We start from the raw sequence: 25457 nt of genomic DNA, 5'->3' as shown, positions 1-25457 counted from the left end.
GCGGCCGCGGTCGCGACGAGAAGCGCCACGAGGACTCCGCCGCGCGCGGCGGACGCTCCGGCGGCGGCCGCTCGGGCGGGGCCGGGCGCTCCGGCGGCGCGGGCCGCTCCGGCGGCTCCGGCCGTTCGGGCGGCGGTCGCGGCGCGACCACGTACTCGACCAGCTCCCCCGGCGCCGGCTCGTCCGGCACCACCGGCGGCCTGGCCACCTTCTCCGCCGGGTCCGCCCGCGGGGCGGGGCGCCGCAGCCGCTGACCCCCGCGCACGGCCGCCCACCGCGGCGGCCGGACCGCGCAGAGCATGCGGCGAGGACCTCGCCGCAGCACGGCCCCGGGCTCATGCCCGGGGCCGTCTCACATCCGAGGGGTCGCGCCGTTCCCGGATCGGGCCGCCCCGAGGGCGCAGACTGTCCCCATGAACACGCATCGCAGCTCCACCCCCGAGCCCGCGCGCTCGATCGCGGAGGTCCTCGCGGAGTCCCGGCGCGGCATCGACCGCATCGCGCCCGCCGATCTGCCCGCGCTGCAGAAGGACGGAGCGCACGTGATCGACATCCGCGCCGCCGTCACCCGCGACGTCGAGGGCCACATCCCGGGCGCCGTCGTCGTGGACCGCCTGGTGCTGGAATGGCGCCTGGATCCCACCGGCCCCGACCGCATGGCCGATGCCCCCGAGATCGGCGACCTCGTGGTCGTCGTCTGCAACGAGGGCTTCGCCTCCTCGCTCGCCGCCCGCGATCTGCGCCAGCTGGGCCTGACCGCCACCGACCTCGACGGCGGCTTCCGCGCCTGGGCCTCCGCCGGCCTGCCGACCGAGCCCGAGCCCACCCGCCTGGTGGCCTGACCCCTCCGCGCCGTCCCGTCCTCACGGGCCCGCCGTGCGGGCGGGTCCGGCTCAGCGCAGCTCGCGCTTGAGGATCTTCCCGGTGGAGGTCATCGGCAGCTCATCGACCAGCTCGATCATGCGCGGGTACTTGTACGCCGCCATCTGCTCGCGCGCCCAGTCGCGCAGCCCATCGGCCGTGATCGAGGAGCCGGTGGCCGGGATGACGAAGGCCTTGATCTCCTCGCCGATCCCCTCGGCGGGGACGCCGATCACCGCGGCGAGCGACACCTCCGGGTGCGAGATGAGGACCTCCTCCACCTCGCGGGGGTACACGTTGAACCCGCCGCGCACGATCATGTCCTTCGCCCGGTCCACGATGTAGTAGAAGCCCTCCGCGTCCCGCCGGGCGAGGTCGCCGGTGCGGAACCAGCCCTCGCGCAGGACGGCCTCCGTCTCCTGAGGGCGCCCCAGGTAGCCGGTCATGATGTTGTGCCCGCGCACCGCGAGCTCCCCGACCTCGTCGGTCCCGGTGACCTCCGCCCAGTCCGGGGAGGCCGGGTCGATGAGCTTCACCTCGATGCCCCACACGGGCTTGCCGATCGATCCCGGGCGCGGCTGGTCGGCCAGGGAGAAGCAGGCCACCGGCGAGGTCTCCGACAGGCCGTAGCCCTCCATGATCGACACGCCCAGCTGCGCGCGCACCTCCTGCAGGATCTCCACCGGCAGCGCGGAGCCGCCCGAGATCCCCAGCCGCAGGTGCTCCGCGAGGGACTGCTCGCCGGGGGCTGCGGCACCATCGGACCCGGCGGTCCCATCGGACCCGGCGGCGCCATCGGATCCGGCGGTCCCATCGGACCCGGCGGTCCCATCGGACGCGGCGGCGAGGGCGCGCAGCAGCCCCCACCACATCGTCGGCACCCCGGCGAACACCGTGACGCGGTGCTGCGCGAGCAGCGCGAGGGCCTGCTGCGGGTCGAAGCGCGGCATCAGCACCAGGGTCGCCGCCATGGAGAAGCCGGCGTTCAGGTTCACGGTCGCGCCGAAGGTGTGGAACAGCGGCAGCGTCACCAGGTGGGTGTCCTCGGCGGGCTGCGAGCCGAACAGCCGGTTGCACACCAGGGCGTTCATCAGCTGGTTGGAATGGCTGAGCTCAGCGCCCTTGGGCCGTCCCGTGGTGCCGGAGGTGTACAGCACCACGGCGGCGTCGGTCTCGCGGGACTGCACGGTCGAGAAGGAGGTGGGCTGGCCGGCCACCGCCTCCGCGAGGGTCGGCACGCCCTCGTAGGGGCTCGGGGCCGCCGGATCGGCGGTCATGAGCACGACCCGCGGGGGCGTCGCGGCGGCGCGGGCCCCCTCCACGCCGAAGCGGCCGATGGGCAGCTCCTCGCTGCCCTCGAAGCAGAACAGCACCTTGGCCTGCGCGTCCTCGAGGTAGTAGGTGACCTCGCGCGCCTTGTTGAGCACGTTCAGGGGCACCACCACCGCGCCGGCCTTGAGGATCCCGTAGTAGACGATGGGGAACTGCGGCAGGTTCGGGCAGCTCAGCGCGACCCGGTCCCCGGGGGCGATCCCCCAGGACACGAGCAGGTTCGCGACCTGGTTGGCGGCGGCGTCGACCTGGGCATAGGTGAGGGAGCGCGGGCCGATGACCAGCGCCGTCCGGTCCGGGTAGGTGCGGGCGCTGTCCTCGAGGACGACGGAGAGGTTGTACATGGCGGGCTCCTCGCGACGACGGTGTCGGTCCGCTGCTCACCCTACGATCCGGGCGGAGCATCCGGCGCCGATACGCTGGACCCCGACCCCGACGGCCGGGGCGGAGGGAGGCGCACGGTGAGCGGAACGGCCACGACCGGGGGACCGGCATGAGCACGCAGCGCAGCACCGCGCAGCCCGCCGAGCGCAGCGCCGCAGGACCGGCGGACCTCACCCGCTTCGCCTGGCTGTCCATCGCCACCGCGATCGCGACCATCGCCCTGAAGGCGGGCGCCTGGGCGATGACCGGCTCGGTGGGTCTGCTCTCCGACGCCGCCGAGTCCACGGTGAACCTCGTGGCGGCGGTGGTGGCGCTGATCGCCCTGAAGGTCGCCGCGCAGGGGGCGACGCAGCGCTACCTGTACGGGCGGGCGAAGGCGGAGTACTTCTCCGCCGCGGTCGAGGGCGCCATGATCTTCGTGGCCGCGGGCGTCATCCTCGTGACCGCCGTGGAGCGCTTCGTGCACCCCCAGGAGCTGGAGAACGTCGGCTGGGGCCTGCTGGTCTCGGTGATCGCCTCCGTGCTCAACGGCGCCGTGGCGTTCGTGCTGATCCGGGCGGGGCGCCGCTACCGCTCGATCACCCTGCGGGCCGACGGCCGGCACCTGCTCACCGACGTGTGGACATCGGTCGGAGTGCTCGTGGGCGTGGGACTGGTGGCGCTCACCGGCTGGGAGCGCCTGGACGCCGTGGTCGCCTTCGCCGTGGGCGTGAACATCATCGTCACCGGCGTGGGGCTGGTCAGCGAGTCCGTCGCCGGGCTGCTGGACAAGGCGCTGTCCGACGAGGACAACGCCGTGATCACCGCGATCCTGCGGCAGCGCGTCGCCGCCGCGGCGGCCGAGGAGGCCGCGGCGGGCCACGCCGGCGAGACGGGCCACGGGGTCGCCTTCCACGGCCTCCAGACCCGCGACGCCGGGCAGGAGAAGTTCATGAACGTGCACGTGCTCGTGCCCGACGACTGGTCCGTCAAGCGCGGCCACGACTACATCGAGGACCTCGAGGCCGAGCTCGCCGCGGCCCTGCCCGGCCTGCGGGTCCTCACCCACCTCGAGCCCATCTCCGACCCGGCCTCCTACGAGGACATCCCCGCGGCGCACATCCCCATCCACGGCGACCATCGCGACACCGACGCACCGCCGTCACCGGCCGGATGATTCCCGCTTCGGCGGTGGTGATGACCACCCCTCCCGCCGCCCCATCGGCCTCCCGCCAGGAGTAGCGTCGAGCCCATGACCACGCCGCATGTCCCGCTGTCCGTCCTCGACCTGGTCCCGATCTCCGAGGGCATGTCCACCGCTGAGGCGATCGACGCCTCCATGGACACCGCCCGGGCGGCGGACCGTCTGGGGTATGCCCGGTACTGGTACGCCGAGCACCACAACACGATCTCCCTGGCCTCGAGCGCGACGAGCCTGCTCATCGACCGCGCCGCCTCTCTCACCGAGCGCATCCGCGTGGGATCGGGCGGGATCATGCTGCCCAACCATGCGCCGCTGTCGGTGATCGAGCAGTTCGGGACGCTCGTGCAGTTCCACGGCGACCGGATCGACCTGGGGCTGGGCCGCGCGCCGGGCACCGACCAGATCACCGCGCAGCTGCTCTCGCGCACCTCCGCGGAGCCGGGCGCGTTCATCGCCGCGATCGAGCAGATGCGCGACTGGACCCGCGCCGAGCAGCCCGCGGGCCTGCGCGTGGCCGCCCCGGTGGCCGAGGGCACCGAGGTGCCGATGTGGGTGCTCGGCTCCACGGTCAACGGCGCGACCCTCGCCGCGAAGCTGGGCCTGCCGTTCTCGGTGGCCTCCCACTTCGCCCCGTTCCAGCACCTGCAGGCGCTGGACGTGTACCGCCGCGAGTTCGATCCGCGGGCCGAGTCCGCGCAGATCTCGCAGCCGCGCACCATGGTCGCCGCGAACGTGGTCGTCGCCGAGACCGACGAGGCCGCCCGGAAGCAGTACACGACGCTGCAGCAGATGTTCCTCGGCGTCATCACCGGCCAGCGCGCCAAGCTGCAGCCGCCGCGGCCGGCCGCCGACATCGCCCCGGTGCACCTGCTCGAGCAGGTCGACTCGGCCCTGTCCGTCCGGGCCGTCGGCTCCCCCGCGACCGTCGTCGAGCAGCTGGAGCGGATCGTGGCCAGCACCCGCGCGGACGAGCTGATCCTCACCGCCTACCACTTCGACCCGGCCGATCGCCTGCGCTCCCTCGAGCTGCTCGCCGAGGCCTGGGGCCTGGACCCCGGGACGCAGGGGTGACCCGCGGGGTCGGGGGCCGGTCGCTGCCGGCGCTCGCGGGCGCCGTCCTGCTGGCGCTGGCCCTGTCCGCGTGCCTGCCCGGCCTGTCGCCCGGCGGCGGGCGGGCCGAGGAGGAGTGGGCCCTCGACGAGCCCAGCGGCCTCTACTACCGGCCCGACCTCATCGCGCAGTCCGTCGGCCCCGTGGAGGAGCATTTCCCCCAGCTGACCGACGTCGCGGAGGTCCGCTGGACCGAGGGCCGGGCCACCGACCCGCAGGACCGGGCACCGATCCCCGCCCCGGACGACGGCTGGTGGCAGGCCGCGATCGACCTCGGCCCCGACGGGGTCGGGGAGCTGGGCGCCGCGGCATCGGACGGCGGCGGCGACGCCGCCGTCCTCGACGAGTCCGCCGTGCGGGAGCAGATCGTGCCGACGGTCGAGCACTCCGTCCGCGAGTGCCCCGGGCCGTGGAAGGACGTCCGCGCAGCCCTGTCCCGCGCGGGGTCCTCGAACATCAGCGAGGCCGGGGACCTCATCGCCCTCGCCGCGCTGTGCGAGGACACCGGTCAGCTGGTCACCTTCGCCCGCGACATGTGAGGCCGCGCCGGGCCGCCAAGGCCGATGTCAGCCGGCCGTCTCCTCCGGGGCCGGCTGCAGGACGGCGGCGACCGCGGCATGGTCGCTCGGGCTGCGTCCGTCGCGGACGTGCGCATGCGCGGCATAGGTCAGCGCGTCCATCCCCCGGGTGAGGATCCAGTCGATGCGCTCGGCGCCCACCTGGGCAGGGCCGTAGTCGGGGAAGGTGCCCACGTCCTCGCCGAGGATCTGCGCCGCCGCATCGTGCGCATCGGCGAACCCGGCCCGGCGCATCACCCGCCACGGGACGCTGTCCCCGCCGGTCGCGTTGAAGTCGCCCATCAGCACCACGGGGCGCTCCCCCGCCTCGGCGATCAGCGTGCGGGCGATGAGCTCGGTGCCGCGCTCCCGCGCCGTCTCCCCCGCATGGTCGATGTGCGTGACCGCCACCAGCAGCTCCGCGCTGCTGGCCCGGTCGTGCACGAGCGCGTGCACGAGGATGCGGGGACAGTGGGCGTCCCAGCCCATCGACCCCACCAGCCGCGGCTGCTCGGAGATCCAGATCTGATCCCAGTCCCGCAGCTCGAAGCGCTCCCGCCGCAGGTAGAGCAGGGCATGCTCCCCGCGGCCGCCGCCCTCGCGGCCGTAGCCGACGCGGAAGTGCGTGGGGTGCAGCACCGCGTCCAGCACGGGGATCTGCTCGGGCAGCACCTCCTGGGTGCCCAGCACGTCCGGATCCGCCGCGCGCAGCAGATCGGCGAGCACCGGGGCCCGATCACCCCAGTGATCGGGGTCGCCGGGCACCGTCGCAGACCGTGCCAGGCGGATGTTCTGGGTCATCACGTGCATCGCAGGGGGCGTCACGGGGCGCAGGATCACGCGCGTCCTTCCAGGGGTGGCCGCCTCGGGGCGGCGCCGCAGGTCGTCGGTCGGTCGGTGCGGGCCGCTCAGGCCGAGATCGCGCGGGCCAGGCGGTGCGAGACGTCCGCCAGGACGTCGTCGACGGGCTCCTTCGCCAGGGAGGGCATGAACGGCTCGACCTTCACCGGGCCGGTGTAGCCGGCCTCGCGCACGGCCGCGGTGAAGCCGTCCAGGTCGATCACCCCGGTGTCGAAGGGGAGGCGGCGGTCCAGGTCCTGCTGCTCGTCGCGGGAGCGGTCGGTGCGGGCGTCGTTGATGTCGACCGAGACGATGTCCGCGTCGGTGAGCCCGGCGAGATCCTCGGCGCTCTCCCCCGCGGTGTACCAGTGGTAGCTGTCCAGGATCACGCCGACGTTGCTCGCGCCGGACTCGGCGATCAGCTCGCGCGCCTCGCGCAGCGAGTGGATGAAGGGGAAGCGCTCGGTGGACCAGAAAGTCTTGGGGCCGATGTACTCCAGGCCCAGCCGCAGCCCGGCGTCGGCCAGGAGCTCCGCGACGACCGAGAGGCGCGAGAGGTGCAGGCGCCAGTTCTCGCGGTAGCGCAGCTCCTCGTGCATCGGACGGACCCAGGTGCCCAGCGCCGTCACGCCGGCGGCGCGCAGCAGCTCGAGGGTCGCGGGCAGGTCCACGAGGGCGGCGCGGAAGGTCTCCGCGGGCCCGTCCAGCGGCACGGGCAGGCCCGCGATGCCCCACGAGAGCCCGCGCTCGCGCACCGCGGCGGCGTGCTCGGAGACGGCCTGGACGCTGCCGAGGCCGGCGAAGTACGTCGGGTCGGGGTCCACCCCGCCGAAGTCGTGGCGCACGGCGAGGTCGATGGCGGTCGGATGATCGAGGGGAAGGCCCAGGGCTCCGGCGGAGAGGTTCGCGAACATGGGTGCGAGCATACGTCCGATCATTGCTGCGGGCGACGGCCGATGCCCGGTTCGCCCGAAGTTCCACGACGGATCCGCGATCGACCGGCGCCCGCGGCGCCGTGGCCACCCGGCTCGACTCCCCCGCGATCCCATCGGCCGGTCCATGACGTTCCCTCGATGCGGCACCCGCCGCCGCGCCCCGCATCTCGCACCCCGCATCTCGCGCCCCCACGCCCCGCGCCCCGCGCCCTGCGCCCCACGCCCCACGCCCCACGCCCCACGCCCCACGCCCCACGCCCCACGCCCCACGCCCCACGGACGAGGCTGCCCCTCCAACGATCGGAGTGATCCCGTCGCTTCCTGCGCGGGAAGCGACGGGATCACTCCGATCGTTCGCGATGCGACGGATTTACTCCGATCGATGATGACGCGCGCCCCGGAACCGTCACCACGGAGGTCGTACGCCCCGACTCGAGGGTCCACGCCCCCGCAACGGCGAAGCCCCCACCCCGAAGGGTCCACGCCCCCGCTACGGCGAAGCCCCCGCCCTGAAGGGTCCGCGACCCCGCCACGGCGAAGCCCCGGGCCCGAGAGTTCCACGCCCCCGCAGACGGCGAAGGCCCCGACCCTCCGGAGAGGATCGGGGCCTTCGACCAGCGGCGGGCGCCGCGATCAGCCGTGAGGCTGGATCACATCATGCCGCCCATTCCGCCCATGCCGCCCATGTCGTCGCCGCCGCCGGCCGGGGCCTTGGGCTCCGGCTTGTCGGCCACGACGGCCTCGGTGGTCAGGAACAGGCCCGCGATGGACGCCGCGTTCTGCAGCGCGGAGCGGGTGACCTTGACCGGGTCGATGATGCCGGCGGCCAGGAGGTCCTGGTACTCGCCGGTCGCGGCGTTCAGGCCCTCGCCGACGGGCAGGGACTTGACCTTCTCCGCGACGACGCCGCCCTCGAGACCGGCGTTGACCGCGATCTGCTTGAGCGGGGCCTCGATGGCGACCTTGACGATGTTCGCACCGGTGGACTCGTCGCCCTCGAGCTGCAGGGTGGCGAAGGTGTCCTTGCCGGCCTGGAGCAGAGCCACGCCGCCACCGGCGACGATGCCCTCCTCGACGGCCGCCTTGGCGTTGCGCACGGCGTCCTCGATGCGGTGCTTGCGCTCCTTGAGCTCGACCTCGGTCGCGGCGCCGGCCTTGATGACGGCCACGCCGCCGGCCAGCTTCGCCAGGCGCTCCTGGAGCTTCTCGCGGTCGTAGTCCGAGTCGGAGTTCTCGATCTCCGCACGGATCTGCTTCACGCGGCCGGCGATGCGGTCGGCGTCGCCGGAGCCCTCGACGATGGTGGTCTCGTCCTTGGTGACGACGACCTTGCGGGCCTGGCCCAGCAGCTCGAGACCGGCGGTCTCCAGCTTGAGGCCGACCTCCTCGGAGATGACCTGGCCGCCGGTGAGGATGGCCATGTCCTCCAGCATCGCCTTGCGGCGGTCGCCGAAGCCGGGGGCCTTGACGGCCACGGACTTGAAGGAGCCCTTGAGCTTGTTGACGACCAGGACCGCGAGGGCCTCGCCCTCGACGTCCTCGGCGATGATCGCCAGGGGCTTGCCGGCCTGGATGACCTTCTCCAGCAGCGGCAGCAGGTCCTTGACGTTGGAGACCTTGGAGTTCATGAGCAGGATGTACGGATCCTCGAGGACCGCCTCCTGACGCTCCGCGTCGGTCACGAAGTACGGCGAGGTGAAGCCCTTGTCGAACCGCATGCCCTCGGTGAGCTCCAGCTCGAGGCCCATGGTGTTGGACTCCTCGACCGTGATCACGCCCTCCTTGCCGACCTTGTCGAGCGCCTCGGCGATGAGCTCGCCGATCGCCGGGTCGGCCGCGGAGATGGCGGCGGTGTTCGCGATCTGCTCCTTGGTCTCGATCTCCTTGGCCTGCTTGAGCAGGGTCTCGGAGACCGCGGCCACGGCCTTGTCGATGCCGCGCTTGAGCGCGATCGGGTTGGCGCCGGCGGCGACGTTGCGCAGGCCCTCCTTGACCAGGGCCTGGGCGAGGACGGTGGCGGTGGTGGTGCCGTCGCCCGCGATGTCGTCGGTCTTCTTGGCGACCTCCTTGACGAGCTCCGCACCGATCTTCTCGTACGGGTCGTCGAGCTCGATCTCCTTGGCGATGGACACGCCGTCGTTGGTGATCGTGGGGGCGCCCCAGGACTTCTCGAGGACGACGTTGCGCCCCTTGGGGCCGAGGGTGACCCGGACGGCGTCGGCGAGCTGGTTCATACCGCGCTCGAGGCCGCGACGGGCCTCCTCGTCATAAGCGATGAGCTTGGCCATTGTGGAATCTCTCCCGTGTCTGTGGTGTCCACCCAGCCCTGTGCCCGCGACGGACGAGGACCGCCCAGGCGTTCACGTCACGCCGGGACGGACCCCTCACGGAGCCGGAATGTTCCTGGTCGGCAGGGCGGCGCAGCCGTCCCCCGATCAGGCACCGCACGGCGGCGAGGACAGAGCTGTCACTCGACGCCGACGAGTGCCAGATCATCATAAGCACTCGGAGGCTGTGAGTGCTAACCCCTGGGCCGATGAGTTCGCTCCGAAAGGAGGGGCGGGCCCGACGGGGCCCGCCCGGGCGTCACTCGCCCTCGCCCTGCCCCTCGCCGTCGCCGCCCTGGTCCTGGTCGGCGCCGGGCTCCTTCACGGCGATGAAGGTGATGGTGGCGTCGTACTCGTCGCTCTGGCGCGCCTCGCCGGCGCCGACCTCGGCGGCGAGCGCCTGCGCCGTGTCGGCATCGGCCTCGTCGCGGTAGAACACGACGGGCTCCTCCTGGAGGTTGTCGGCGGTGGAGACGTCCACGCGGGTCCAGCCGGCGGATTCGAGCGTGTCCTGCCAGGCGCCGGCCAGTCCGTTGATGCCGCCGGCGTTGACGACCATCACGGGGGTGGTGCGGTCCGGCTCGGGGACGGGGGTCTCCTCGGCGGTCGTCTCCTCGCCGCCCTCGGCGGAGGTCTGCTCGGTCTGCTCCGCGGCCGAGGTGGGGGCCTCGGCCCGCTCCTCGGGCGTGTTGCGCCCCATCCCGCCGATCGCGAACAGCAGCACCAGCAGCAGGACGAACGCTGCGGCGATGATGATCAGGTAGACGAGGTTCTGGCGCCAGAAGGGGTGCTCGGCACGGTGCGCCCCGTGGAGGGACGCCGTCGCCGCCTCCCGGTCGAACTCGTCGGGCGGGTACGGGTACTCGGAATCAGCCACGGCCCCATTAAACCTGCTGCGGGGCGCTGCGGCGGTGAGCACACGCCCCGGGAGCGCGGGGGATCACGCCGCGCGGCCGCCCATTCGGGGGGCGGGCAGGGTTCAGGCGGCGTGCGCCGGGCCGGGACGGTGCTCGTCGCCGCGGGTGCGCAGGCCGCGCAGCCGATGCACCAGTGCGGGGGCCTCCCGCAGCGCGGCCGGCTCGTCCAGGAGGGTGTTCAGGCGCACGAAGTAGGCGGTGGGGGTCATGCCCAGCTCCTCGCGGATGCGCCGCTCCTTCGCGCCGACGAAGCGGAAGGTGCGCGATTCGAGGGCGAGGATGCGCCGGTCGCGGTCGCTGAGGCCCGATGCGTCGGGGGCCTGCGTGCCCTCGTCCCCGGCCGGCGCGTGCGAGGGCGGCTCCGCGGGGTTCGCGGAGGCATCGGCGGCGGATCGGGGACGCATGGATCCAGGCTAGGCCGATGCCGCTGCGCGGCCGCGGAGGCACGCCGCATCGCGCGCGGCCGGGTGCGAGACTTGTGCCATGCCGACCCCGCTGACGCAGATCATCGCCGCCGACTGGGCCGAGGCCCTCGCCCCCGAGGAGGCCCGGATCCACGGGATCGGGGACTTCCTGCGGGAGGAGGCCGAGTCCGGCGCCGGGTACCTGCCGGCGGGCCGGCACGTGCTGCGCGCCTTCACCCGGCCGATGTCCGAGGTGCGCGTGCTCGTCGTGGGCCAGGACCCGTACCCCACGCCCGGGCATCCGATCGGCCTGTCGTTCGCGGTCGAGGAGCACGTGCGCCCGCTGCCGCGCAGCCTCACGAACATCTACGCGGAGCTGGAGGCGGACCTCGGCATCGCGCCCGCCCCGCACGGGGACCTCTCCGCCTGGCAGGACCAGGGCGTGCTGCTGCTGAACCGGGTGCTCACGGTGCGGCCCGGCACCCCCGGCTCCCATCGGCGGCGCGGTTGGGAGCAGGTCACCGAGCTCGCGATCCGCTCCCTCGTCGCCCGCGGCGGCCCGCTGGTGGCGATCCTGTGGGGCCGCGACGCGCAGTCCCTGATCCCCCTGCTGGGGGAGGTGCCCTACGTGGCGAGCCCGCACCCGAGCCCGCTGTCGGCCTCGCGCGGGTTCTTCGGCTCGCGCCCCTTCTCCCGGGTCAACGAGCTGCTGGCGGCCCAGGGCGCCGGCCCCGTGGACTGGCGCGTGGTGCGCGAGGAGACCGCGGCGGGCGGGGCGTCGGCCGCACCGCGCTGATCCCCCGGGGGCCGGCCTCCCGGAGGCGCGTCCCGCGGGCCGATCCCCCGCGCCCGATCCCGGCCGTGGTCAGTGCCCGGCGTGCCCGCCGTCCGGCGCGTGGCCGGCATCCGGCGCGTGGCCGGCATCCGGCGCGTGCCCGCCGTCCGCCGCATGCCCGGCGTGGCCGGCGCCCCCGGTCCCCGGGGCGGCGACCTGGTCCTCGGTGCCGGGTTCGATGACCACGAACTGGCCCATCATGCCGCCGTCCTCGTGCAGGAGCATGTGGCAGTGGTACATGTACGGCATGGCGGGGTCCGCGTACCGGTCGAAGCGCAGGACGAGGCGGTAGCGGCGGCGCGGCTCGAGATAGACGGTGTCCTGAGGTCCGGTCAGATGGGCGGGCGGCGCCTGGTCGTCGATGTCGAGGATCCGGAACTGCACGTCGTGCACGTGGAAGCTGTGCGGCACCGATTCGGTGTTGGTCACCTCCCAGATCTCGACGGTGCCGACGTGGACCACCTCGTCGATGCGGTGCATGTCCATGCGCGCGCCGTTGATGGTGCGGCCCTGCAGCGCGAAGGTCCGGGTCCGCACGGCGTCCTGCGCCCGCAGCGGCACGTGTAGCGGGTCCTCTCCCCAGGAGGGCTCCGGCGCGGGGGCGAGGGACGCGGCGGCCCGCAGCTCGAGGACGTCGAACTCGTCGTCCGCCCCCGTGAGCGCGGGCACGGCGATCGCCCCGAGGTCCACCGGCAGGCTGCGCAGGCGCACCGTCTCCCCCGGGGTGAGGGCGACGACGACCTCGGCCCGCTCCCCCGGGGCCAGCCGCAGGCGGCTCAGCTCCACCGGAGCGTCCAGCAGGCCGCCGTCGCTGGCGACCATCCTCATCGGCCGCTCGTCGGCGAGCGCGAGCGCGTAGGTGCGGGCGGTCGAGCCGTTCAGCAGTCGCAGCCGCAGCCTCTGCGCCGCGACCTCCAGGACGGGGCCGATGGTCCCGTTGACCATGATCGTGTCCCCCAGCATCCCCGGCTCGCGGCCCGAGTCCTCCAGGACGAGGCGCCCCTCCTCGTCGACCCGGCGGTCCTGGATGATCAGGGGGATGTCGTCCACCCCGTACTCGCGGGGCAGCCGGGCGGAGTCGCTGCGCTCGTCGTCGATCAGGAACAGCCCGGCGAGCCCCTGGTAGACGTGACGCTCGGTCGCCCCGTGGGGGTGGGGGTGGTACCAGAGCGTCGCCGCGGGCTGGTCGATCTCCCAGCTCGGGCGCCAGGTCCCGCCGGGCTCGATGCTCTGGTGCGGCCCGCCGTCCATGGCGGCCGGAAGGTGCATGCCGTGCCAGTGCATGCTGGTCGTCTCCGGCACCGCGTTGCGGACGGTGACCTCGACGTTCTCGCCGCGGCGGGCGCGCAGCGTGGGTCCGAGGAAGGGGCCGTTCAGGCCCCAGGTCGGGGTGGGCTCGGGCATGCCGGGCCAGGAGATGCTGCCCTCCTGCGCGGTGAGGTGGAAGCGCCGCACCCCGCCCGAGGCCTCGGACTCGGCCAGCGGCGGGATCGCGAGCGGCTGGTCGAACTCCACGGCGCGGATGCCGCTGGTCGAGAGGGTTCCCGCCAGGCCCCCGCAGCCGGCCAGGGCGGGCGCCGCCGCGAGCACCGCGCCGCCGAGCAGGGCCCGGCGCAGCAGCGTGCGGCGCGGGAACGGGAGGTCCGGGACGGGGAGGGCCGGGGACGAGAGGACCGGGGAGGAGAGGACCGGGGACGGGCGGGACGGCCACGCGGCGGGCGTGTTCCGCGGCCGGGCGGCGGGGCCGGTCATCGGCGCGCCCCGCCGCGCAGCTGCTGCACCGCCAGGGCGAGCAGACCGGCGATCGTCCCCCACAGGGCGTCCATGCCCAGGGCGACGAGGTGGGTCCACCACGGCCGGCCGGATCCGCCGAGCACGGCGGCCAGGACCAGTGTGATCACCCCGCCGGCCAGCCCCGTCAGGGCCAGCACGAGGACCGGCCGGGGCACGCGGCCCAGGCCGACGACGCCGATCCAGATCGCCCCGATCAGGGCGACGAGGATCAGGGCGCGGGGCGCCCCCGAGCCCAGGCCCAGCAGCGCGGTGATCGGCCACAGCAGGACGAGCGAGGCCAGCCCGCCGATGAGCAGCCACGGCAGGGGCGGGGCCGGGGCCGGGTCGGCCCCGGAGACGGGGACGGAGCCGGCGGCAGACCCGGAGACGGGGGTCGAGCCGGCGGCGGGCCCGGCGGGGTCGGAGCGATGCGGACGGGAGGGGGTGGTGTTCTCAGCCATGGCATCAGCCTTCCGGCGCCGCCGTCCGCGGGCATCGGCCCGCAGGCGTCGGCTCGGGCGTCCGGCATCGACCGCGCGATCGCCCCGGGGCGACAGGGAAGGTCGCCTGCCGGCGATGCCGCAGCGGCGGGCCCCCGCCTACGCTGGGACCATGGACGACGCCCGCCCCGATGCGCGCCTGGCCGATGCCGGCCTCGCGCTCGCGACGGCCCTCGTGCTCGCCGCCGTCGTCGCGGCCGGGCCCCGGGAGGGCACGACCGGGGCGGCCCTGGCCTGCTGCGCCGGCATCGGCGCGCTGCTCCTGCTGCGCCGGCGGGCCCCCGTCCTCGTGCTCGTCGCGACCGTCGCGGCGATCTTCGCCTACTACATCGCGGACCTCCCGCCGCTGGGCATGGTGCTGCCGGCCGCCGGCGCGCTGCTGTCCGCGGCCGAGCAGGGCCGCACCCGCTGGGCGGTCGGCGCCGCGGCGGTGCTGCTGGCCGTGGCCTCCTACTTCCGCCTGGCCGTCCCGGACCCGGCCGATGCGGTCTCCGGCTACGGCTACGTCACCGAGCTGGCGCTGGCGGCCGCCGCGATCGCCCTCGGCGCCGCGATCCGCCTGACCCGCCAGGCCCGCGAGCGCACCCGGCGCATCGAGGAGCTCACCGCGGAGCGGCAGGCCCGCGCCGCGGCCGACCGCCTCCAGCAGGAGCGCCTGCGCACCGCCCGCGACCTCCACGACAGCATCGGCCATGCGCTCGCCGTCGCGTCCCTGCACGCCGGGATCGCGACCGATGCGCTCGGGGACGCCGACCCGCCGGCGCGGGAGGCGCTCGAGCAGGTGCGCGCCTCCACGACGCAGGCCCTCGCCGAGCTGCGCGGCACGGTGCGGCTGCTGCGCGGCCAGGCGGAGACCGGCAGGACCGCGGGAGCCGATCCGACTGCGGGGGCGGATCCGGCCTCGGGAGCAGGTCCGGTCGCAGGAGCAGGTCCGGCCGCGGGAGCAGGTCCAGTCGCAGGAGCAGGTCCAGCCGGCGGGGCGGTGGGGCTGGCTGCTCTGGACGACCTCCTGGCCGATGCCCGCGGCACCGGCCTCGAGATCACGGTGCGCACCGAGGGCGGGATCGACCGCCTGCCCGGCGGGATCGACGCCGCCGCCTGCCGGATCATCCAGGAGTCGCTGACCAACATCCTGCGCCATTCCGGGGCGCGGCGCGCGGACATCGACCTCGCCGCCCGCGACGGATGGCTGACGCTGAGCATCCGGGACGAGGGCCCGGCCGACGCATCGGGACCGTCCAGGACGCATCTGCCGACGTCGGCACCCACGTCGGCGCCGACGTCGCCCGGGGATCCGTGGCCGGCCGGGGCCGGGATCCGCGGCATGCGCGAACGGGCGGCCCTGCACGGCGGCACCCTGGATGCCGGCCCCAAGGGCTCCGGCTTCGCGGTGCACGCCCGGATCCCCCTGCCCCGGGAGAGCTCATGAGCACCGATCCGATCCGCGTGGTGATCGTCGACGACCAGGCCCTGGTGCGGACGGGGCTGCGCACCCTCGCCGAGCACGACGGGGACGTGGTCGTCGTCGGGGAGGCGGCGGACGGCCGCACCGGCATCGCGCAGGTCCGCGCGCTGCGCCCCGACCTCGTGCTGATGGACGTGCGCATGCCGGTGCTCGACGGGCTGGCCGCGACCCGGGAGATCCTCGCCGATCCGCTCCTGCGCGGCTGCCGGGTGCTGATCCTCACCACCTTCGACGAGGACGAGCACGTCCACGAGGCGCTGCGCGCCGGGGCGTCGGGCTACCTGCTCAAGGACGTCTCGCCGACGGATCTGCGGGCGGCGATCCGGACCGTCGCCGCGGGCGGCGCGCTGCTCTCCCCCGCGGTCACGGAGACCGTCATGCGGGCGGCGGCGGAGGCCGGCGGGCAGGGCACGGATCCCACGGCGCTGGAGGGGCTCGGGGAGCGGGAGCGGGAGATCCTGGCGCTCATCGGCCGGGGCCTGACCAACGACGAGATCGCCGCCCACCTGCACCTGAGCCCGGCCACGGCCCGCACCTACGTCAGCCGGCTGCTGGCGCGCACCGGGGCCCGCGACCGTCCCGCCCTGGTCGTCCTGGCCTACGAGACCGGACTGGTGCGGCCCGGACGGCCCGGAGCCGACGGGGCCGGACCCGCGGGGGCCGCGACGTCCTGAGCCGCGGCCCGCGGCAGCTCAGCTCTCCGCGCGGCCGATGCGCCAGTAGCCCATGAACGCGACGCGGCGCCGGTCCACGCCGACCTCGCGGACGAGATAGCGCCGGATCCCCGTCACCGCCCCCGCCTCCCCCGCGATCCAGGCGGAGAACTCCGGTCCGTGCCCTGCCGGGGCGGAGGCCGATCCGGACTCCGGCGAGGCGGCCCCCGCGTCGCCCGTCTGCGAGGCGGCGTCCTCCCGGGCGCCGGTCTCCCAGAGGATGGTGGTGTCGATGTCGACCTCCTCGAGCGGGGCATCGGCCGCGGCGCCGGCGCCCGGCCGCAGCAGCTCGCGCACGGCGGCGTCGAGCAGGGCCCCCTGGGCGCGGCCCTCGCGGGGCAGCCAGGTGACCTCCACCCCGGCCGGGGCGGAGAGGGTCAGCGCCTCGGCGTCGGCATCGGCGGCGAGCGGGACCTCGAGCAGGGCGCGGCCGCAGGCCTCGGGCGGCAGGGAGGCGAGGATCGAGGCGATCGCGGGCACCGCGGTCTCGTCGCCCACCAGCAGCAGGTCGCCGGTGGCGTCGGGACGGAACTCGATGCCGCCGGTGGGCCCGGGGGCCTCGCGGTCCGGGCCCAGCAGGTGCAGGCGGTCGCCGACGCGGGCGTCGCGCGCCCAGCGCTCGGCGGGACCGGCGGGCTCGGCATCGGCCGGGGTGTGCAGGACGATGTCGACGTCCAGCTCGCGCACGTCCTCGCGCCAGGCGCGGACGGTGTAGGTGCGCATCCAGCCGCGCTCGGCCGGATCGATCTGCAGCCACGCCGGGTACCAGGAGACGCCGGCGGCCTCCTGCTGCGCGAGGAAGGCGGGGACGTCGAAGCGTCGGGCCTCTCCGCGGCGCAGCAGCTCCGGGGAGTGCGCGGGGATCAGCAGCTTGATGCGCAGGTCCCGCGGCGGCCCGTCGATGCCGAAGCGGTCCAGGCCCGCGCCCCCGAAGGTGACGCGGCGGAAGCTCGGCGTGAGGTCCTCGATGCGGAGCACCTCGGCGTCCAGGCAGGCGATGGTTCGAGCGGGCACGGGAGTCCTTCCGGCGGCGGCGGGGTCCGACATCGGTGCGGACGCGTCCATCCTCCGATGCAGGCCAGCGGCCGTCCAGGGCTGCGGGACCCCGGAAGTAAGGCATACCTCACTTCCCGTCGGGGCGGCGCGGATGCTATGGAGAGCCGCGAGGTCGTGCGGCCGGCGCGGTAGCGTGGGCCCCGTCCAGGCGCGCAGGGGAAGAAGGACGGCGATGAGCAGCGCGGCATACCCAGGCACCGGCCCGTCGGCACCGGGCGGCCCGACGCCGTCCGGCGGCCCGGCGGCATCGGGCAGGCCCCGCCCTCCGGGGGGTCTGTGGGCGCTGGTGGCCTGCGTCGGCATCGCCGTGCTCGTGATCATCCTGGCCGCCGGCGCCGGGATCGTGTTCCTCGTGGTGAAGCGGGACTCCATCTCCCCGAGGGCGACGGAGGTCATCGAGACCGACATCGCGAGCTTCGAGGCGCCGAGGAACTGGACCGACCTCGGCTCGCAGGACGACGAGCTGTACGACTTCCACTACGACCGCCAGCAGCCGACGGGGGCCGCCGCGCGGATCCTCGTGGCCAGCACCTCCGAACCGGTCCCCTCCGATGTGCTGTGCGATTCGTTCTCCGAGTCCCTCAGCGCGGAGGGTGCACAGGTCAGCGACGCCGAGGCGGCAGTATTCGACGGCGAGACCTCGCAGTCCTTCACCGCCCGGATCCAGGACGGCACGACCATGTACCTCTCGGAGTACCACTGCGTCAGCCACGACGGGACGACGGTCCTGGTCCTGTTCCAGACGGGGAAGTCCCCCGCGCGCACCGCCGAGGGCGAGAAGGTCATCTCGACCTGGCACTGGCGCTGATCGCCCGCCCCCTCCCAGCCGCGCCCTGCGGCGGGTGTGGCATCCTCGTGTCCCGGCCTGCGCCCGTCCGGCGCCGCAGGCGGACCCGATGCCGAGGAGATCAGCGTGAGCCAGCCTTCGCCCCGCGCCCGCAGCGGCGACCCCCAGACCCGGGCCCGCCGCATGTGGGCCTGCGCCGGGTGCCTGTTCGGCCTCGCCCTGCTGCTGGTGCTGATCGGCGTGGTCGCGCGCATCTGGCTCGCCCCCGAGGACGACACCTATCAGCGCAGCACGGACGTCTCGCAGACCCAGCAGGCCGAGCCCTCCTCCGAGGCGGAGGCCTCGCCCTCCCCCGCCCCGGAGGGCTCCCTGCGCCTGGTCTCCTTCGTGACGCCCAGCGGGAACATCGGCTGCACCTTCGAGGACGGCTCCGTGGGCTGCTCCGTGCGCGATCGCGACTACCCCGAGGACACGGACTGCTCCGAGGACCTCTTCTCGGTGCGCCTGGCCGATGGCGAGGTCCAGCCCGCCTGCGGCGAGGACTTCACCGGCGAGGACCCGCCGGAGCTGGAGTACGGGCACAGCGCCGTCTCCGGCACGGTCGCCTGCACGAGCGAGTCCGACGGCCTGACCTGCTGGGACACGGAGACGAGCACGGGGTTCGTGCTCAGCCGCGACTCGTACGAGACGCTCTGAGCGCCCGAGGCGCCTCCGGCACCGGCCGCACGCCCGCCCGGGGTCACACCTGGGCGTAGCCGCCGTCGGCGAAGAACTCCGCCCCGTTGACATAGCTCGAGGCGTCCGAGGCGAGGAAGGCCGTCACGGCGGCGATCTCCTCGGGCTCGGCCATGCGTCGTAGGGGGATGACCCCCTGGGCCTGGTCGAGCACCTCGCCCGGGAGCAAGTCGAGCAGCCCGGGGGTGCGCGTGCTGCCCGGGAGACGACGTTGACCCGGAATCCGTGCTCGTGCGCGCTCAGCGCCCAGCCGCGGGCCAGGTTCCGGATCGCCGCCTTCGAGGCCCCATAGACCTCGAGCCCGCGGTCGGGCCGCGTCCCGGCCGTCGATCCCGTGAGGATCACCGAGGCGCCGGGGTTCAGATGCGGCAGCGCCTGCTGCACCGTGAAGATCGTCCCCGCGACGTTGACCGAGAAGATCGCGTCGACCATCTCCTCCGTCACCTCGCCGAGCGGCGCCGCGATGCCGATGCCGGCGTTGGCGACCAGCACATCGATCCGTCCCGCCTGCTGGCGGACGGTCCGGTAGAAAGCCTCGAGCTGCGAGGGGCTCGAGACGTCGCAGACGGCTGCGGTCACGCCCGCGCCGAGCTCGGCGACCGCGGCATCGAGCGGCTCCTTGCGACGGCCGGTGATGAACACGCGCGCGCCGTCGTCCCGGAGCGCACGGGCGGTGGCGAGGCCGATGCCGGAGCTTCCTCCGGTGACCACGGCGATCTTGTCAGTCAGGGTGGGCATCCTCATGTCCTTTCGGGGGTTCTTGACCGTGCGGTCCACCATAAGCAGTACTGGACCGCACGGTCAAGAACCCGTATCATGAGCCCATGGCACGACCACGAGCATTCGACGAGGCGCAGGTGCTCGACGCCGTCCGCGACCAGTTCTGGACGGCCGGCTATGCCGCGACCTCGCTCGAGGACCTGATGCGGGTCAGCGGACTGGGCAAGGGGAGCCTGTACGCGGCCTTCGGCGACAAGCGCGAGCTCTTCCTGCGGGCGCTGCGCAGCTACACGGCGACCAGCCAGGGACATCTGCGCCGCATGCTCGACGGATCCCCCCGGGCGATCGACGCGCTGCGCCTGCTGCTCGAGGCTCCGCTCGGCGAGGGGATCTCCCCCGACGTGCGCCGAGGCTGCCTGCTCGCCAACAGCACCTGCGAGCTCGGCGGCGCCGATCCGGAGGTGCTCGCCCACGCCCACGAGACCTACGAGACGTCCACGGCCCTGATCGCCGAGTGCGTCGCGCGGGCGCAGGACGACGGGGACCTCCCGGTGCAGACGGAGCCGATCTCCCTCGCCCGCGCCCTCCTCGGTGCGCAGCAGGGGATCGTGTTCATGAGCCGGACGGGGATCGACCCGGCTGCGCTCGCCGACACGGCCCGCTCGCTCGCCGATCGCCTCCTACCCGACCCCTCCGCCTGACCTCCGGCACCGGCCGCGCGCGCCGCCCCGAGGGCCTCAGCCCGTCGGCTCGGCCGGCAGCACCCGCATCCGGGACAGGCGACGGGTCACCACGACGGCCGCGACACCCTGGCCGAGCATGATCGCCGCCAGCACGATGATCTGGAACCGGGCCGCCTCCAGGGGACTCGCCCCGCCGAAGAGAGCGCCGATGAACGCGCCGGGCAGCGTCACCACACCGGTCGAGCGGGTCTGGTCCATGTTCGGCACCATGGCATCGCGCACGGCCGCGCGCGCCATCTCGGCGAAGGCGACGGGCGAGGTCGCCCCGAGCGCCCACCAGGCCTCGACCTCCCCCGCCCGGAGCTGCGCCTGGCTGCGGAAGGATCGGCCCGCCAGCATGCTGGCGGTCATGGCGTTGCCGATGACGATCCCCCCGATCGCGATGGCATGGCGCGCGCTGAGCTCCACCAGCCCCAGCGCGAAGACGGCGAGGATCGCCGCCGCCCCGCCGACCAGGATGCCGGTCGCCGCGGCGGCGCGCCCGCCGGGCATCGGCCGCAGGCGCCCGCCCGAGGTCGCCGAGGCGGTGGAGACCATCAGCACCAGCACCAGCACCGCGGTCCAGGGCACGCTCAGCACGCCGCTGAGCACGAGGGAGGCGATCGCCAGCTGCCCGATCGCCCGGCCGATGGCGAGGACGGGCTGCGCTCCCAGCGAGACGCCCGCCGCACGCAGGATCACCATCACCGCCAGCACCATCACGGCGACGCCGAGCACGGTGCGCAGCAGGAGCAGCGGGTCGGCGTCCAGCAGCGAGCTCATCGGGACAGCGTAGGGCGCCGGCCTCCTCCCGCGGTCGCACGCCCGGGCCCGCAGGATCCGCCCCGCGGCCGATGCCCCCGCCGCTACCGATGAGTAGCCTCGGGGCATGATCCACGAACTCCTCCTCGCCGCCCCCGACACCACCCCGCAGATCCTCGGCCTCGGGCTCGGCGCCGTGCTCCTGCTCGCCGCGGTGCTGTGCCTGGTCCTGTGGCTGGCGACGCTCGTCTCGGTGCTCGGCTCGACCTACAGCGGCGGCATGAAGCTGCTGCTCGTGATCGCCTGCTTCGCGTTCCCCGTGCTCGGGCCGCTGGCCTGGTTCGTGATCGTCAAGGGGAACCAGCCGGCGCTCGTCCACCGCCGCTGAGCCTCACCCGCCGGCGGGGACGAACAGCCATCCCAGGACGGTCACCGCCGCGCCCAGCACGGCGCCGAGGACGACCTCGGCCCGCGTGTGCTGGCGCAGGTGCAGCCGGCTCCAGGCGATCACCGGCAGCAGCACCGGCAGCACCAGCAGCCACCACGGCGAGACCAGCAGCGCGGCGAACACCCCCAGCGCGGTCGCGCAGAACATGTGCAGGGAGGCCTTGATCCCCGCCGCCGTGACCGCGGCGCACACCAGCAGCCCGACCACCATCGTCGCCAGCGCCCAGGTCAGCAGCGCCGGCGCGCCCAGCAGGACCAGCGCCGCCGCGCCGCAGAGCACCGAGCCGATCCCGATGGCATAGGCCCCGCGCCTCTCCTCGCGCCGGGACACCTGGCGGTCGCTGAAGCCCCGACGCCGCACTCCCGCCTCGATGACGGCGAAGGGGATGACGGCGCAGAACACGCCGGCGAGCAGGCCCCACCCCAGTCCGGCCCACGGGCGCGGAGCACCGTGGACGCCGCACAGCACGCAGATCAGCAGCACGGGCACGACCGGGGTGAGCACCTCGGTGATGATCCGTGCGGCCCGCGTGGGGGGATCGCGGGCGGCCGCTGCCGTCGAGCTGGTCATGAGAGCTGGAGACGGGAATCGAACCCGCAACCACCTGTTTACAAGACAGGTGCGCTACCGTTGCGCCACTCCAGCGGGCCCCGGCGGCACGATCGCGTGCCGCCGAGGGCTCCGAGAACGATACCGCGGATCGGCACGCGCCCCGGGGCGCGTGCCGATCCGCGGTGCGTGATCTCGGTCGGTCCGCAGCCTCTCAGCCCTGGCCGGCGTCGGAGGCGCCGCCCGCATCGGAGGCCGAGGCCCCCAGCAGGGCCTCGCGCAAGGCGCCGGCGGTGTCCCAGCCGGTGAACTGCTCGCCGTTGATCTCGAGGTAGGGGGTGCCGTTGCCGTTCTCGGCCGCCCACGGGTCCACCACCTGGCGGACCCACGGCTGGTAGGTGCGCGAGTCCATGCAGTCGCGCACCGCGTCGCTGGCGCCGGCCTCCTGGGCGTAGGCGAAGATCTGGTCGTTGTCCAGACCCGCCGAGCCCTCGGAGGGCTGGTTCGCGAACATCAGCTGCATGAACGGGATGGCATTGTCCGTGTTCTCCTCATAGACGCAGGCGAGGGCGTTCGCCGCTCGGGACGAGTAGTCGCCCGTGGTCGAGTAGGAGTCCAGCATGCGGCGCGGCACCAGATGGAGGGTGATCTCGTCGTTCGCGACCATCTCGGCGACATCGGCTCCGTTGATCTCTTCGAAGTTCCCGCAGATCGGGCACATGAAGTCGATGTGAAGCTCCAGCACGGGTGCCCCAGAATCCTCGGGCGCCCCGAGGAGCAGGTACGACTGCTCCGCGGTGACGCCGGCGGGCGTGGCCACCGGTCCGGCCGGTCGCGTGCTCCTCCAGATCAGGTAGCCGATGCCGCCGGCAAGCACCAGGGCGATGACCACGACGATCGCGATGATGACGGTCCGCAGGGATCGCTGTCGCTTGAGCTCTGCCTGGCGCTGCTTGCGCAGCGCCTCCCGCTGGGCCTCGCGGCGCTCCTGCGCCGACTTCGACGAACCGGACGTCGCCATGAATCCTCCTGGCCGCCTGTCGGCAGCGGTCTCGCACATGCTGGGGTCGGAGGGAGTGTAGCGGGGCCACCTCCCTCGGTCCTGGGCGCGCGGGGCGCGACGCCCTGCCGCCTCAGCCGCGGCGCCAGGGCAGCAGCTCGTCCAGGCGCCACCACTCCCCCAGCGGGAAGTAGTCCACCTGGCCGCCGCGCACCGCGATCGTGGCGCCCACCGCGGCGATGATCAGCAGCAGCAGCGCCATCACGATGGCGCCCCACAGCCGGTCCGGGGCGGCGGCGTCGAGCATCCGGTGCGCCCCGTTGCGGGTGGTCCGCGAGCCCAGGCCCACCCACACCAGCAGCAGCGTGACGCCGATCGCCGTGGCGAACACGACCCCGTCGGGCAGGGTGGCGCCCTGCAGCGCGGCGGCGCCGTCGACGGCCACGCCGATCAGCAGGCCGAGCCCCAGGGGGAGCACCGCCTGCAGGACGATCTCCACGACGGAGACCACGAAGCGGAAGGGGCTGGCCGATCCCACGGCCATGCCGCTGGCCGGGGCCGATCCGCCGCGCGCGCGGCGCAGCGTCAGCGCCCGATGCGACCTCTCCCAGGTGCGGGCGAGCGCGCCCAGCAGGATCAGCAGCGCCAGCGACAGGTACGGGGAGACGGCCGCGAGGCCGATGAGGATGAGATGGCCCGTCCACACCAGCAGGTGCCGCCGCGGCGGCGGCGCCATCCATGCCGGAAGGGCGGCCTGCCCGGGCATCTGTCCGGGCACCTGCCCCGGCATCTGGCCGGGCGCGGGGGCCGGGGAGCCAGCCTGCCCGGGCCAGCCGGCCTGGCCCTGCTGTCCGGGCACCGGCTGCTGCCCGGCGTAGGGCTGGGCGGGGTAGTGCTGGGCGGGGTAGTGCTGGGCGGGCGCCGGGGCGGGGTCCTGGCCGGCGCGCACGGGGCCGGTCCCCAGGGGCGGGGCCTGCTCGCCCGGGGCGGCGCGCACCACCGGCATGACCTGCGTGCGCGGAGCGTCCTGGATGGGCGGGAGCACCTGGGTGGGCGGCTCGGCGAGGACCGGGATCACCTCGGTGCGCGGTTCCAGGCCCTGGACCGGCAGGGCCTGGGTGCGGGCCTCCGCGCCGCGGGCCTCCGCGCCGCGGGACGGTGCGGGGCGCGGCGCCCCGGCCCAGGGATCGCCGCCCCGGAGGGCGTCGCCCCGGGGATCATCGGCCCGGGAGTCGCCGGCCCGGGGATCATCGGCCGAGGAGTCGGCGGGGATCGCGGCGAGCACCTCGGTCCGGGCATCGCCCGGCGGCTCCTGCCCGCCGCCCCCGCGGGTCCAGGGGTCGTGCTCCTGGGCCGGCAGGGCGCGCGTGCCGGTCTGACCGGCGGAGAGCACCTCGGTCGCTCCGGCGCCGGCGTCCGCGGCGGGGGCGACGCCGGTGGGAGCGGCGTGCGCGGCCGATGCGCTGCCGGCTGCGGCGGCCGCGCCGCCGGCGAGGGCCGCCGTGCCGCCGGCGGCGAGGACCTCGGTGTCCCCCGGGTCGTCGTAGAGGGTGAGGTCCAGCTCGTCGAGCTCCTCGAGCCAGGCATCGGGCTGCGGGCGCTGCGCAGGATCGGCCTGCAGGCCGCGGCGCAGCCAGGCCGCCAGCTGCGTCGGCGCGCCCTCGAGATCCGCCTCGCCGCGCTCGGCGCGCAGGAAGACGAGCTCGGCGCGGCCGGATCCGAAGGGCGGGCGACCGGTCGCGGCGAAGGCCAGCAGCGCGGCCAGCGCCCACCAGTCCCCCGCCTCGCCCGAATGGTTCGTGCGCACCACCTGCGGATCGAGATAGGAGGCGGTGCCCATCACCAGGCCCGTGGAGGTCAGGCGCGACTCCTCGGCCGCCATGGCGATGCCGAAATCGATGATCACCGGGTCCAGCCCGGGGCCGTCCGGGTCGTAGGAGACGAGATCCTCCGGCAGCGCCCGGCGCAGCATCACGTTGGAGGGCTTGAGGTCGCGGTGGATCACGCCCGCGCCGTGGATCAGCTGCAGGGTCTCCCCCAGCACCAGCCCGATCTCCCGCACCGCCTCGGGGTGCAGGCCGCCGTGGGTCTCCACCGCGTCCTCGAGGGTGGGCCCGGGGATGAACTCGGTGACGACGAAGGCGTCGGGCGAGTCGAGCTCCGCGTCCAGGATCTTCACGATGGCGTCGCTGCGCACCAGACGCTGCGCGGCGACCTCCCGGGCCAGCCGCTCCCGGGCCCGCGGATCGTCGGAGATGTCGTGGCGCAGCAGCTTGATCGCGACGGCGGCGCCGTCAGCGTCGTCGCCGCGGTAGACGATGCCCATCCCCCCGGCGCCGATCCTCTCGTGGATCACGTATCCGGACTCGGCGGCGAGCACCTCGAGCCGCGGATCGCGGTGCGGGGCGCGGGAGGCGGGCTCGGCAGGGTCGGACATGCTCGCCATGCTAGCGACCCCCGCGCCGTCCCCGGGCTCCGGCGCCGCACCTGTGCGGGACCTCCCCAAGCCCTGCGCAGAACCGCCGCGGGGCCCGGCGGGGAA

The 25457-nt window shown here is 74.5% G+C and carries 25 protein-coding genes, 1 tRNA gene and 1 pseudogene; 12 read left to right on the top strand and 15 right to left on the bottom strand.

The genetic code is table 11. The features are described 5' to 3' along the window. A partial coding sequence (locus tag BF93_RS19765) for a hypothetical protein (RefSeq protein WP_038372061.1) occupies positions 1–254 on the top strand: 254 nt, incomplete at its 5' end. A gap of 159 nt (positions 255–413) precedes the next feature. Further along, positions 414–842 (top strand): rhodanese-like domain-containing protein, encoded by a 429-nt coding sequence (locus BF93_RS08785; protein ID WP_084148402.1) that lies wholly within the window; start codon positions 414–416, stop codon positions 840–842. Between the two features lie 51 nt (positions 843–893). Here the strand turns inward: BF93_RS08785 and BF93_RS08780 are convergent, their stop codons facing one another. Continuing rightward, on the bottom strand, positions 894–2537 hold the full coding sequence (locus tag BF93_RS08780; RefSeq protein ID WP_038372060.1) for a long-chain-fatty-acid--CoA ligase: 1644 nt from the start codon (positions 2535–2537) through the stop codon (positions 894–896). 149 nt (positions 2538–2686) lie between these two features. Here BF93_RS08780 and BF93_RS08775 point away from each other — a divergent pair, with 149 nt between their 5' ends. From BF93_RS08775 to BF93_RS08765, 3 genes are all read left to right on the top strand, one after another. Next, positions 2687–3733: a cation diffusion facilitator family transporter gene (locus BF93_RS08775; protein ID WP_051486738.1), complete on the top strand. Its 1047-nt coding sequence runs from the start codon at positions 2687–2689 to the stop codon at positions 3731–3733. A gap of 75 nt (positions 3734–3808) precedes the next feature. Further along, complete coding sequence (locus BF93_RS08770) at positions 3809–4831, top strand: LLM class flavin-dependent oxidoreductase (RefSeq protein ID WP_038372059.1); 1023 nt, start codon at positions 3809–3811, stop codon at positions 4829–4831. Then, entirely contained in the window at positions 4828–5409 is a 582-nt protein-coding gene (locus tag BF93_RS08765; RefSeq protein ID WP_038372058.1) for a hypothetical protein, read from the top strand. The genes BF93_RS08770 and BF93_RS08765 overlap by 4 nt, the downstream gene beginning before the upstream one ends. A gap of 27 nt (positions 5410–5436) precedes the next feature. On the opposite strand, the gene BF93_RS08760 is transcribed toward BF93_RS08765, so the two are convergent. The 5 genes from BF93_RS08760 to BF93_RS08740 form a co-directional block, all read right to left on the bottom strand. Beyond that, a complete protein-coding gene (locus BF93_RS08760) occupies positions 5437–6267 on the bottom strand; it encodes an endonuclease/exonuclease/phosphatase family protein (RefSeq protein ID WP_232226287.1) in 831 nt (276 codons plus the stop codon). Positions 6268–6335: 68 nt separating this feature from the next. Continuing rightward, the gene (locus BF93_RS08755; protein WP_232226285.1) at positions 6336–7193 is read right to left on the bottom strand and encodes a sugar phosphate isomerase/epimerase family protein; all 858 of its coding nucleotides are present in this window, start codon (positions 7191–7193) and stop codon (positions 6336–6338) included. 659 nt (positions 7194–7852) lie between these two features. Further along, positions 7853–9490: a chaperonin GroEL gene (gene groL, locus BF93_RS08750; protein ID WP_038372056.1), complete on the bottom strand. Its 1638-nt coding sequence runs from the start codon at positions 9488–9490 to the stop codon at positions 7853–7855. A 298-nt stretch (positions 9491–9788) separates the two neighbouring features. Continuing rightward, positions 9789–10406: a LytR C-terminal domain-containing protein gene (locus tag BF93_RS08745; RefSeq protein WP_038372055.1), complete on the bottom strand. Its 618-nt coding sequence runs from the start codon at positions 10404–10406 to the stop codon at positions 9789–9791. Between the two features lie 102 nt (positions 10407–10508). Further along, entirely contained in the window at positions 10509–10850 is a 342-nt protein-coding gene (locus BF93_RS08740; protein WP_038372054.1) for a DUF3263 domain-containing protein, read from the bottom strand. 79 nt (positions 10851–10929) lie between these two features. Here BF93_RS08740 and BF93_RS08735 point away from each other — a divergent pair, with 79 nt between their 5' ends. After that, the gene (locus tag BF93_RS08735; RefSeq protein ID WP_051486737.1) at positions 10930–11646 is read left to right on the top strand and encodes a uracil-DNA glycosylase; all 717 of its coding nucleotides are present in this window, start codon (positions 10930–10932) and stop codon (positions 11644–11646) included. 69 nt (positions 11647–11715) lie between these two features. On the opposite strand, the gene BF93_RS08730 is transcribed toward BF93_RS08735, so the two are convergent. Both BF93_RS08730 and BF93_RS18960 read right to left on the bottom strand, forming a co-directional pair. Continuing rightward, positions 11716–13437, bottom strand: a complete 1722-nt coding sequence (locus BF93_RS08730) for a multicopper oxidase family protein (protein ID WP_198025390.1) — start codon at positions 13435–13437, stop codon at positions 11716–11718. After that, positions 13434–13919, bottom strand: a complete 486-nt coding sequence (locus tag BF93_RS18960) for a hypothetical protein (RefSeq protein WP_051486736.1) — start codon at positions 13917–13919, stop codon at positions 13434–13436. Before BF93_RS18960 ends, BF93_RS08730 begins: the two co-directional genes overlap by 4 nt. A 151-nt stretch (positions 13920–14070) precedes the next feature. Between BF93_RS18960 and BF93_RS08720 the strand changes: the two genes are divergently transcribed. Further along, on the top strand, positions 14071–15387 hold the full coding sequence (locus BF93_RS08720) for a sensor histidine kinase (RefSeq protein ID WP_156954103.1): 1317 nt from the start codon (positions 14071–14073) through the stop codon (positions 15385–15387). After that, positions 15384–16097 carry a response regulator gene (locus BF93_RS08715; RefSeq protein ID WP_051486735.1) on the top strand — a complete coding sequence of 238 codons (714 nt, stop codon included), beginning with the start codon at positions 15384–15386 and terminating at the stop codon, positions 16095–16097. Before BF93_RS08720 ends, BF93_RS08715 begins: the two co-directional genes overlap by 4 nt. 18 nt (positions 16098–16115) lie before the next feature. Here BF93_RS08715 and BF93_RS08710 read toward each other — a convergent pair whose 3' ends face one another. Beyond that, on the bottom strand, positions 16116–17150 hold the full coding sequence (locus tag BF93_RS08710; protein ID WP_232226284.1) for a siderophore-interacting protein: 1035 nt from the start codon (positions 17148–17150) through the stop codon (positions 16116–16118). A 214-nt stretch (positions 17151–17364) separates the two neighbouring features. Here BF93_RS08710 and BF93_RS08705 point away from each other — a divergent pair, with 214 nt between their 5' ends. Next, on the top strand, positions 17365–18000 hold the full coding sequence (locus BF93_RS08705; protein WP_156954101.1) for a hypothetical protein: 636 nt from the start codon (positions 17365–17367) through the stop codon (positions 17998–18000). Positions 18001–18105: 105 nt separating this feature from the next. After that, complete coding sequence (locus tag BF93_RS08700; RefSeq protein ID WP_051486733.1) at positions 18106–18675, top strand: hypothetical protein; 570 nt, start codon at positions 18106–18108, stop codon at positions 18673–18675. Between the two features lie 43 nt (positions 18676–18718). On the opposite strand, the pseudogene BF93_RS08695 reads toward BF93_RS08700, so the two are convergent. After that, a pseudogene (locus BF93_RS08695) lies at positions 18719–19452 on the bottom strand (SDR family NAD(P)-dependent oxidoreductase). An 86-nt stretch (positions 19453–19538) separates the two neighbouring features. On the opposite strand from BF93_RS08695, the gene BF93_RS08690 reads away from it, so the two are divergent. Beyond that, positions 19539–20135 carry a TetR/AcrR family transcriptional regulator gene (locus BF93_RS08690; protein WP_038372050.1) on the top strand — a complete coding sequence of 199 codons (597 nt, stop codon included), beginning with the start codon at positions 19539–19541 and terminating at the stop codon, positions 20133–20135. Positions 20136–20171: 36 nt separating this feature from the next. Here BF93_RS08690 and BF93_RS08685 read toward each other — a convergent pair whose 3' ends face one another. Beyond that, a complete protein-coding gene (locus BF93_RS08685) occupies positions 20172–20939 on the bottom strand; it encodes an ABC transporter permease (protein WP_038372048.1) in 768 nt (255 codons plus the stop codon). A 106-nt stretch (positions 20940–21045) separates the two neighbouring features. Here BF93_RS08685 and BF93_RS08680 point away from each other — a divergent pair, with 106 nt between their 5' ends. Continuing rightward, the gene (locus BF93_RS08680; protein ID WP_038372047.1) at positions 21046–21306 is read left to right on the top strand and encodes a PLDc N-terminal domain-containing protein; all 261 of its coding nucleotides are present in this window, start codon (positions 21046–21048) and stop codon (positions 21304–21306) included. 3 nt (positions 21307–21309) lie between these two features. Here BF93_RS08680 and BF93_RS08675 read toward each other — a convergent pair whose 3' ends face one another. From BF93_RS08675 to BF93_RS08660, 4 genes are all read right to left on the bottom strand, one after another. After that, a complete protein-coding gene (locus tag BF93_RS08675) occupies positions 21310–21936 on the bottom strand; it encodes a hypothetical protein (protein WP_051486732.1) in 627 nt (208 codons plus the stop codon). Positions 21937–21939: 3 nt separating this feature from the next. Further along, positions 21940–22011, bottom strand: a tRNA-Thr gene (locus BF93_RS08670). A 118-nt stretch (positions 22012–22129) separates the two neighbouring features. Beyond that, a complete protein-coding gene (locus tag BF93_RS08665; RefSeq protein ID WP_038372046.1) occupies positions 22130–22936 on the bottom strand; it encodes a DsbA family protein in 807 nt (268 codons plus the stop codon). A 112-nt stretch (positions 22937–23048) separates the two neighbouring features. Continuing rightward, positions 23049–25352 (bottom strand): serine/threonine-protein kinase, encoded by a 2304-nt coding sequence (locus BF93_RS08660; protein ID WP_232226278.1) that lies wholly within the window; start codon positions 25350–25352, stop codon positions 23049–23051. Positions 25353–25457 lie beyond the last annotated feature (105 nt).

Origin of the sequence: Brachybacterium phenoliresistens, assembly GCF_000576425.1 — a bacterium.
Taxonomy (GTDB): Bacteria; Actinomycetota; Actinomycetes; order Actinomycetales; family Dermabacteraceae; genus Brachybacterium; species Brachybacterium phenoliresistens.
This window is presented reverse-complemented; position numbering and strand designations above follow the sequence as displayed.

Excerpts from the sequence above, each read along its gene's own strand:
- BF93_RS08785 (WP_084148402.1), top strand. The coding sequence starts at position 414 with ATGAACACGCATCGCAGCTCCACCCCCGAGCCCGCGCGCTCGATCGCG.
- BF93_RS08780 (WP_038372060.1), bottom strand. The coding sequence starts at position 2,537 with ATGTACAACCTCTCCGTCGTCCTCGAGGACAGCGCCCGCACCTACCCG.
- BF93_RS08775 (WP_051486738.1), top strand. The coding sequence starts at position 2,687 with ATGAGCACGCAGCGCAGCACCGCGCAGCCCGCCGAGCGCAGCGCCGCA.
- BF93_RS08770 (WP_038372059.1), top strand. The coding sequence starts at position 3,809 with ATGACCACGCCGCATGTCCCGCTGTCCGTCCTCGACCTGGTCCCGATC.
- BF93_RS08755 (WP_232226285.1), bottom strand. The coding sequence starts at position 7,193 with ATGCTCGCACCCATGTTCGCGAACCTCTCCGCCGGAGCCCTGGGCCTT.
- groL (WP_038372056.1), bottom strand. The coding sequence starts at position 9,490 with ATGGCCAAGCTCATCGCTTATGACGAGGAGGCCCGTCGCGGCCTCGAG.
- BF93_RS08740 (WP_038372054.1), bottom strand. The coding sequence starts at position 10,850 with ATGCGTCCCCGATCCGCCGCCGATGCCTCCGCGAACCCCGCGGAGCCG.
- BF93_RS08735 (WP_051486737.1), top strand. The coding sequence starts at position 10,930 with ATGCCGACCCCGCTGACGCAGATCATCGCCGCCGACTGGGCCGAGGCC.
- BF93_RS08730 (WP_198025390.1), bottom strand. The coding sequence starts at position 13,437 with ATGACCGGCCCCGCCGCCCGGCCGCGGAACACGCCCGCCGCGTGGCCG.
- BF93_RS18960 (WP_051486736.1), bottom strand. The coding sequence starts at position 13,919 with ATGGCTGAGAACACCACCCCCTCCCGTCCGCATCGCTCCGACCCCGCC.
- BF93_RS08720 (WP_156954103.1), top strand. The coding sequence starts at position 14,071 with ATGGACGACGCCCGCCCCGATGCGCGCCTGGCCGATGCCGGCCTCGCG.
- BF93_RS08715 (WP_051486735.1), top strand. The coding sequence starts at position 15,384 with ATGAGCACCGATCCGATCCGCGTGGTGATCGTCGACGACCAGGCCCTG.
- BF93_RS08705 (WP_156954101.1), top strand. The coding sequence starts at position 17,365 with ATGAGCAGCGCGGCATACCCAGGCACCGGCCCGTCGGCACCGGGCGGC.
- BF93_RS08690 (WP_038372050.1), top strand. The coding sequence starts at position 19,539 with ATGGCACGACCACGAGCATTCGACGAGGCGCAGGTGCTCGACGCCGTC.
- BF93_RS08685 (WP_038372048.1), bottom strand. The coding sequence starts at position 20,939 with ATGAGCTCGCTGCTGGACGCCGACCCGCTGCTCCTGCTGCGCACCGTG.
- BF93_RS08680 (WP_038372047.1), top strand. The coding sequence starts at position 21,046 with ATGATCCACGAACTCCTCCTCGCCGCCCCCGACACCACCCCGCAGATC.
- BF93_RS08675 (WP_051486732.1), bottom strand. The coding sequence starts at position 21,936 with ATGACCAGCTCGACGGCAGCGGCCGCCCGCGATCCCCCCACGCGGGCC.
- BF93_RS08665 (WP_038372046.1), bottom strand. The coding sequence starts at position 22,936 with ATGGCGACGTCCGGTTCGTCGAAGTCGGCGCAGGAGCGCCGCGAGGCC.
- BF93_RS08660 (WP_232226278.1), bottom strand. The coding sequence starts at position 25,352 with ATGTCCGACCCTGCCGAGCCCGCCTCCCGCGCCCCGCACCGCGATCCG.